Raw genomic sequence first — 6875 nt, 5'->3', positions numbered from 1 at the left:
GGGATTTGCAAGGGAGGGTCAACGCCCTCCGTCCATTGGCCAACCCTCGCCGGACGAGCTAGACCCATCCCATGCTGCCCGTCGAGGAGGTCCTGCCGTCCCTGATAGAGGCCCTTGAGGCCGGGACCTCGGCCGTGCTCGTGGCGCCGCCGGGGGCGGGGAAGAGTACGCTGGCGCCCTTGCGGTTCCTCGACGCCTCCTGGCTGGCGGGCCGGAAGATCCTGATGCTGGAGCCCCGGAGGCTGGCCGCCCGGGCCGTGGCCGCCCGGCTGTCCGCCAACCTGGGCGAGGCGGTGGGAGCGACCGTGGGCTTCCGCGTGCGGATGGAGAGCCGGGTTTCCGCCGCCACGCGTCTGGAGGTGATGACCGAGGGGGTCTTCACCCGCCGCATCCTGTCCGACCCGGGCCTTGAGGATGTGGGCCTGGTCATCTTCGATGAGTTCCACGAGCGCAGCCTCGACGCGGACCTCGGCCTGGCCCTGGCCCGGGACGCCCAGTCGGTGCTGAGGCCCGACCTGCGGATCCTGGTCATGTCGGCCACCCTGGACGGAGCGGCGGTGGCGGGCCTTTTGGGCGGAGCGCCGGTCCTGTCCAGCGAGGGACGGACCTGGCCGGTGGAGACCCGCTACCTTGGGCGCGACCCGGGCGCCACGGTCGAGGACCAGGCGGCGCGGGCGGTCCGGCGGGCCCTGTCCGAGACCCCTTCCAGCCTGCTGGTCTTCCTGCCCGGCCAGGCCGAGATCCGCCGCACCGAGGAGAGGCTGGCCTCTGGGTCCCTGCCGCCGGACGTGGACCTGGCCCCCCTCTACGGTGCCCTTGACCCCACGGTCCAGGACCGGGCCATCGCGCCGGCCCCGCCCGGGCGACGCAAGGTGGTGCTGGCCACCTCCATCGCCGAGACCAGCCTGACCATCGAGGGCGTGGGCGCGGTGGTCGACAGCGGCCTGGTCCGGACGCCGCGCTTTGATCCCGCCTCGGGCCTGTCCCGGCTGGTCACCCTGAGGGTCAGCCGGGCCGCCGCCGACCAGCGGCGGGGCCGCGCCGGGCGGACGGGGCCCGGGACCTGCTACCGGCTCTGGGACGAGGCCGAGACCCGGTCCCTGCCGGCCTTTGCCCCGCCGGAGATCCTCAATGCCGACCTCTCGGGCCTGGCCCTGGACCTCGCCCGGTGGGGGGCGAAGGACGCCGCGGGCCTGGCCTTCCTCGACCCGCCGCCAGCTGGGGCCCTGGCAGAGGCGCGCAGCCTGCTAGCCCGGTTGGGGGCCCTGGATGACCGGGGCGGACTGACGACGCACGGGGCAGCCCTGTCGGACCTGCCCCTGCCGCCGCGCCTGGCCCACATGGTGCTGCGCGGGGCCGAGGCGGGCGCCGGCGCGCGGGCGGCGCGGATCGCCGTGCTGATGTCCGAGCTGGGCCTGGGCGGACGCGATGCCGACCTGAGGCGTAGGCTGGAGGGACTGGAGCGGGACCGGGGCGGCCGGGCCAAGGAGGCGCGGGCCCTGGCGTCCCGATGGGCGGACCTGGCCCGCCGGGTGTCGGCGCCCGGGACGGCGCCGGATGAGGACCTGTCCGACGGGATCCTCCTGGCCCTGGCCTGGCCAGAGCGGATCGCCCGAGCCCGGGGCGCGCCGGGGCATTTCCAGCTGGCCAGCGGCCGGGGCATCTGGATCGAGGAGACCGACGTCCTGGCGCGGGAGACCTGGCTGGCCGTGGGCGAGCTGGGTGGCGGCGGCCGGTCCGACCGGATCCTCCTCGCCGCGCCGCTGGACCCGGCTGAGATCGCCCACCACTTCGCCGCCGACATCGTGCGCGAGGCGCGGATCGAGCCCGGACCCTCGGGGCGGCTGCGGGCCGTGCGCCTGGAGCGGCTGGGCCGGCTAGTGCTGAAGGAGACCCTCGACGAGGCGCCCTCGGCCGACCTCATCCGCGTCGCCCTGCTGGATCAGGCCCGGGAGGCCGGGATTGCCGCCCTGGCCTGGGGGGAGGCGGGGGCGAGCCTGCGGGCCCGCATCGCCTTCCTGCGGGAACTGGGCCTTCCAGATCTGCCTGACCTGGGGGACGAGGCCCTGGCTGCCGACCTCGACGCCTGGCTGGGACCGGCCCTGGAGGGTCTGCGCGGCCTGAAGGACCTGTCGCCCGCCCGCCTGGACGCCGCCCTCGTCAGTCGGCTCGACTACGGCCAGGCCCGGCGCCTGGACGCCCTGGCCCCGGCCCGGTGGACGGCGCCCACGGGCAACAGCTTCGCCATCGACTACGCCGCGCCGGGCGGACCGCGGGTGGAGGTGCGGGTCCAGGAGGTGTTCGGCCTGTCGGTCCATCCCGCCGTGGCAGAGGGGCGGGCACCCTTGACCCTGGCCCTGACCTCGCCGGCTCACCGGCCGATCCAGACTACCCGGGACCTGCCCGGCTTCTGGCGGGGGTCCTGGCGGGAGGTGCGGGCCGAGATGCGGGGGCGCTATCCCCGCCATGTCTGGCCGGAGGATCCTGCCTCTGCGGCGCCGACTACCCGGGCTAAGCCGCGGGGAACCTGAGGAAGATCAAGCTGTAACGGCGTAGATCATCACGCCAGCCGCCACCGACAGGTTGAGGCTGTCAGCCCGGCCGCGCATGGGGATCTTGACGTTGACGTCGCACAGGGCGGCCATGTCCGGCGGCAGGCCCTGCTGCTCATTGCCCAGCAGGATGAGGGTCGGGTGGCGATAGGCCGCCTCGGCGTGGGAGACGGCGGCGGATAGCAGGGTCCCGACCACCGAACCGGGCCAGCCCGCCCTCCAGGCCGCGAACTCGGCCTCGTCGACCTGGACCAGGGGCAGGGCGAAGATCGAGCCCATGGTCGCCCGCACCGCCTCCACCGAGTAGGGATCGCAGCACTCGCCGACCAGGATGACCGCCCCGCAGCCGGCGGCGTCCGCGGTGCGGATCACTGTGCCCAGGTTGCCCGGATCGCGCACCCGGTGCAGGGCCACCCAGCCCGTCGCGGCGGTGGGGTCCAGGTCGTCGAGCCGAGCGAAGACCTGGCGGAAGACCCCGATCACAGCCTGGGGATTGTCGCGCCGGGAGACCTTGGAGAGGATGTCTCGGGTGACCTCGATCACCTGCCCGCCGGCCTCCCGGGTCGCCTTGCGGGCGCGCTCGAGCAGGGGGTGTCCGGCGGCCTCGGGGCCATGGAGAATAATCACCGGAAATCTATCAAGTTCAATGGCTTCAATGATGAATTTCAGGCCTTCGGCGACGAATTGTCCGGTCTCGTCCCGGGTCTTTCCTTGGTGCAGGGCGCGGACCGCCTTGACCAGGGGGTTGGTCAGGGAGGTGACCTGGCGGGATGGGGCGCTCATGCGGTCCAGCGGGCGTAGAAGCTCATACCGATCTCGCGCTGGCGGGCGCTTTCCACCAGGACGAGCTCGCCCCAGGCGATGTTTCCGCCGCGACCCTCGAGCTTGTCAGCAAGCAGCCCGGCCAGGGCAGCGCCAGAGATGCGCTCAGCATAGGCGTTGAGCAGCAGGAAGGCAGGGTCGGGGCTGAGAAGGGCGGCGCAGATATCGACGAGGTTGGGGAGGTCCTCGAACAGGCGCCAGACCTCGCCATCTGGTCCCCGGCCATACTTGGGCGGGTCGAGGATGATGCCGTCGTATTTCACGCCCCGGCGCAGTTCGCGCTGGACGTACTTGCGGGCGTCCTCGCAGATCCAGCGGATCGGGCGGTCCTCGAGCCCCGATAGGCCAGCATTGTCCCGGGCCCAGCCGATGGCCTTTCGGGAGGCATCGACATGGGTGACCTGGGCGCCGGCAGCAGCGCAGACCAGGCTCGCCACCCCCGTGTAACCGAAGAGGTTCAGGATCCGGAGCGGCCGTCCGGCGTCCCGCACCGTCTGGTCCAGCCACTCCCAGTTGGCCGCCTGCTCCGGGAAGAAGGCCAGGTGGCGGAAGGGGGTAAATCGACCGTTGAAGCGCACGTCGCCCCAGCTGGAGACCCAGGGTTCGATGGCCGCACCGTGAAAGCGCCAGCGGCCGGAGTCCTCCTCGTCGGTGGGGTCGAAGACCGCATCAGCCGAGTCCCAGGTCTCCGAATCCAGTCCCCGGGCCCAGAGGCACTGGGGCTCTGGCCGCACCACGGAGCGATGGCCATAGCGCTCGAGCTTGCGGCCCAGGCCCGAGTCCACCAGGGCATAATCCGACCAGCCGACCGTCCTCAGAAGTGTCGGGTCAGGGTCGACCCTGGGGCTCGGAGAGGCCCTGGGATGGTCGGTCATGGGGTCGGTGCCTGTCCCGCGGGGGCGACGGGTGGCGACGGCTGAACCTGCGGGGCGGGGGGTGTGTAGACGCCGCGGCGGAGGTCCGCCGAAAGGGTCAGGGGCGTGGTCCCGCCGCGGAGCTTGGCGCGATAGACGGCCACCGACTCCAGGACCCGCATGACGTAGTTGCGGGTCTCGGAGAAGGAGATGCACTCGATATAGTCCACCGGATCGACGCGGGACGACCGGGGATCGCCGCAGTAGGCAGCCCACTGGGTCGAACGTCCGGGACCGGCGTTGTATCCGGCGACGGCCATCACGTAAGACCCTTCGAAGCTGGAGACCAGGCCGCCCAGATAGCTCGATCCGAGACGCATATTGTAGTCCGGGTCGTCGAGCATGGAGGGGGAATAGCTCACGCCAACCCGCCTGGCTGTGGCCGCCGCAGTGGCGGGCATGAGCTGCATCATGCCGCGGGCCCCGACGCCCGACCGCACCAGGGGATCGAAACCGCTTTCCTGCCGGGTGATGGACAGGACGAGGGCGGGCTCTGGCGCGTTGAGGGCGCCCGATGGCGGCGTGCGCATGGGATAGCCCCGGTCCGGCAGGATGAAGCCCCGCTGGGCGGCCTGGCGAACCACCTTCATGGAGGTGTCCTGGTCGCCGTATCCCCGCACCAGGTCCACGAGCATGGCCTGGTCGGCCTCGTCGTCATAGATGTCATCCATGCCGAGGACGAAGCTGCGAAACAGGTCCGGGTTCCCGATGTCGTAGAGGATCCGCATGGCCTTTGTCGTGTCGCGCGCCTCGAACTTGGCCCGTTCCTTCGGGCCGATGTTCGGGTCCCGGCCAAGATCGAGGGTGGCGTAGCCGGCCCGCTCCGCCGCCAGCTGTCCGTAGAAGGTGGTCCGGTGGCGCGCTGCGGCCCTGTAGAAGACGTCGGCGGCGTCGATCCCGGCAAGGGCCTCCACCGCCCGACCCCTCCAGTAGAGCCCCCGGGCCAGGGTGATGGGCGAGGTCCCGACCCGGTCGATATGCTTGAAGTGCCCCTCGGCCAGGGCAGGATTCTTCAGCCGGGTCAGGGCGATCCAGCCGGCATAGAATTCGGCCTCCACGGCGTCGGAGCCGGTCTTCAGGCCGGTATTGGCGGCGGCCTCGTAGGCGCCCCGGGAGTCGCCGTTGCGAAGGGCCGCCAGCGTCATCTGGTAGCGTTCATCCCAGATCCGCGCGCCCATCTCGTCGGACCAGACCTCCTTGGGGAACCGGGCCAGCTCCGCTCGGGCAAGGGTGTCCATTCCCGTCCGCCGGAAGTGGGCCGCCTTCTCGTAGGCAAGGCCAGGCGCCCCGGCCACGGAGGCGGGGAGGGCGTCGGCGAGGGCCAGGGCCGCGGGCGACTTCTGGCGGAAGGCGATCCGGGCCTGGGCCAGGGCCTGCTGGTCGGCGGGGAGGAGGGGGATGAGGTCCCGGGCGGCGGGCCCCTGGGCGCCGAAGAGCAGCATGTCGGCGCGCCGGACGTGGTCGTCCTGGGTCAGGACGTCGCCGAACCGGCCCATCATGGTGCGCTGGAGGTCCACTTCGAAGGGGCGCCCGCGCCAGGCGCCGCGGATGAGATCAGCTGCGGCCCGACTGTCGCCGGAGGCCCGCTGAGCGGCGGCCAGGGCCATCACGCCCTGCGGCGTGGCCGGCGGCTCGCGACCGAACCAGGCGATGACCTGGCGCGGCGGCAGGCCGGAGGTCTCGATCAGGCGTTCGGCCGCCTGGCGCCGGCGCGCCGGACGCGGCCAGTCCGCCATTTCGCGAAGGGACCGGTTCACCTCCTCGAAGCCGAGGCTGGGCCCATTGGTGTCGAGGAGCACCCAGCGACCCAGCTGCCGGGCGGCGGGCTCGGAAATACGGGCAAGGGCGTCCTGGGCACCGCGCACGTCGCCCCGCCGGGCACCCCCGATGACCTCCTGCAGGGCGGCCGCGTCGGCGTTGCTGATATAGGCCGAGCGGGGCGGCTCAGGCAACGAAGGCACCCATGCCGATGTCGGAGCCTGGGGTCCCGTTACGGGGGTGGGCGAGGCAGTGACGGGCAGGGGGGAACCGACCGGCGGCGCGCCAGGAACCGCTGGCGACTGTGCGTCCGAAGCGGCTGGCAAGACGCCCAGCCCCACGACCAGGCCGGTCGCGACAATCCGTTTCAACACGCGCTTCAACGTCCCACTCCGCCAGCGGCCTTACCCGAACCCCGACTCAATCGGTTGCGGCGGGGGGGCTGTCGGCCATAATGTCTGCCCCTAACCCCAGGTCGCAACCGGCGGCTGCGTTCTTACGGTATTCTGTATCCCATGTCCGATCCCTTGTTCAGGGGCGTCTTCCCGGCCCTCGTGACCCCCTTTCGGGGCGGCGAGGTCGACGAGGCCGCCTTCATTCGCCTGGTCGAGCGGCAGATCGAGGGCGGCGTGCACGGGCTCGTGCCGGTCGGCACGACGGGTGAGACTGCCACCCTGAGCCATGATGAGCACCGCCGGGTCGTCGAACTCGCCGTCCACACTTCAGCCGGCCGAGTCCCCGTGATCGCGGGCGCCGGATCGAACTCTACTGCAGAGGCCATCGAACTGGTGCGCCACGCCAAGCAGATCGGCGCCGACGCCGCCCTGGT

Annotated in this window: 5 protein-coding genes; 2 read left to right on the top strand and 3 right to left on the bottom strand. The window is 71.9% G+C overall.

Going from position 1 to position 6875, the window contains the following annotated elements; all coding sequences use genetic code 11:
• The first annotated feature begins 71 nt into the window (after window positions 1–71).
• Entirely contained in the window at window positions 72–2531 is a 2460-nt protein-coding gene (gene hrpB, locus WCJ52_RS10455; protein WP_336903248.1) for an ATP-dependent helicase HrpB, read from the top strand.
• Between the two features lie 6 nt (window positions 2532–2537).
• Here hrpB and WCJ52_RS10450 read toward each other — a convergent pair whose 3' ends face one another.
• Genes WCJ52_RS10450 through WCJ52_RS10440 form a run of 3 tightly spaced genes read right to left on the bottom strand, consistent with a single transcriptional unit; the run spans window position 2538 to window position 6240 of the window.
• Window positions 2538–3335: an RNA methyltransferase gene (locus WCJ52_RS10450; RefSeq protein ID WP_336903247.1), complete on the bottom strand. Its 798-nt coding sequence runs from the start codon at window positions 3333–3335 to the stop codon at window positions 2538–2540.
• The gene (locus tag WCJ52_RS10445; protein ID WP_336903246.1) at window positions 3332–4249 is read right to left on the bottom strand and encodes a class I SAM-dependent methyltransferase; all 918 of its coding nucleotides are present in this window, start codon (window positions 4247–4249) and stop codon (window positions 3332–3334) included. The genes WCJ52_RS10450 and WCJ52_RS10445 overlap by 4 nt, the downstream gene beginning before the upstream one ends.
• Window positions 4246–6240, bottom strand: coding sequence for a lytic transglycosylase domain-containing protein (locus WCJ52_RS10440; RefSeq protein WP_336903245.1), 1995 nt, complete (start codon window positions 6238–6240; stop codon window positions 4246–4248). The genes WCJ52_RS10445 and WCJ52_RS10440 overlap by 4 nt, the downstream gene beginning before the upstream one ends.
• 321 nt (window positions 6241–6561) lie before the next feature.
• Here WCJ52_RS10440 and WCJ52_RS10435 point away from each other — a divergent pair.
• Window positions 6562–6875: dihydrodipicolinate synthase family protein (locus tag WCJ52_RS10435; RefSeq protein ID WP_336903244.1), on the top strand; the 314-nt coding region annotated here is incomplete at its 3' end.

The organism is Phenylobacterium sp. (assembly GCF_037138395.1).
In the GTDB taxonomy this organism is placed as follows: domain Bacteria; phylum Pseudomonadota; class Alphaproteobacteria; order Caulobacterales; family Caulobacteraceae; genus Phenylobacterium.
This window is presented reverse-complemented; position numbering and strand designations above follow the sequence as displayed.

What these genes read in the sequence shown, in the direction of transcription:
- hrpB (WP_336903248.1), top strand. Translation starts at nt 72, where the DNA reads ATGCTGCCCGTCGAGGAGGTCCTGCCGTCCCTGATAGAGGCCCTTGAG.
- WCJ52_RS10445 (WP_336903246.1), bottom strand. Translation starts at nt 4,249, where the DNA reads ATGACCGACCATCCCAGGGCCTCTCCGAGCCCCAGGGTCGACCCTGAC.
- WCJ52_RS10450 (WP_336903247.1), bottom strand. Translation starts at nt 3,335, where the DNA reads ATGAGCGCCCCATCCCGCCAGGTCACCTCCCTGACCAACCCCCTGGTC.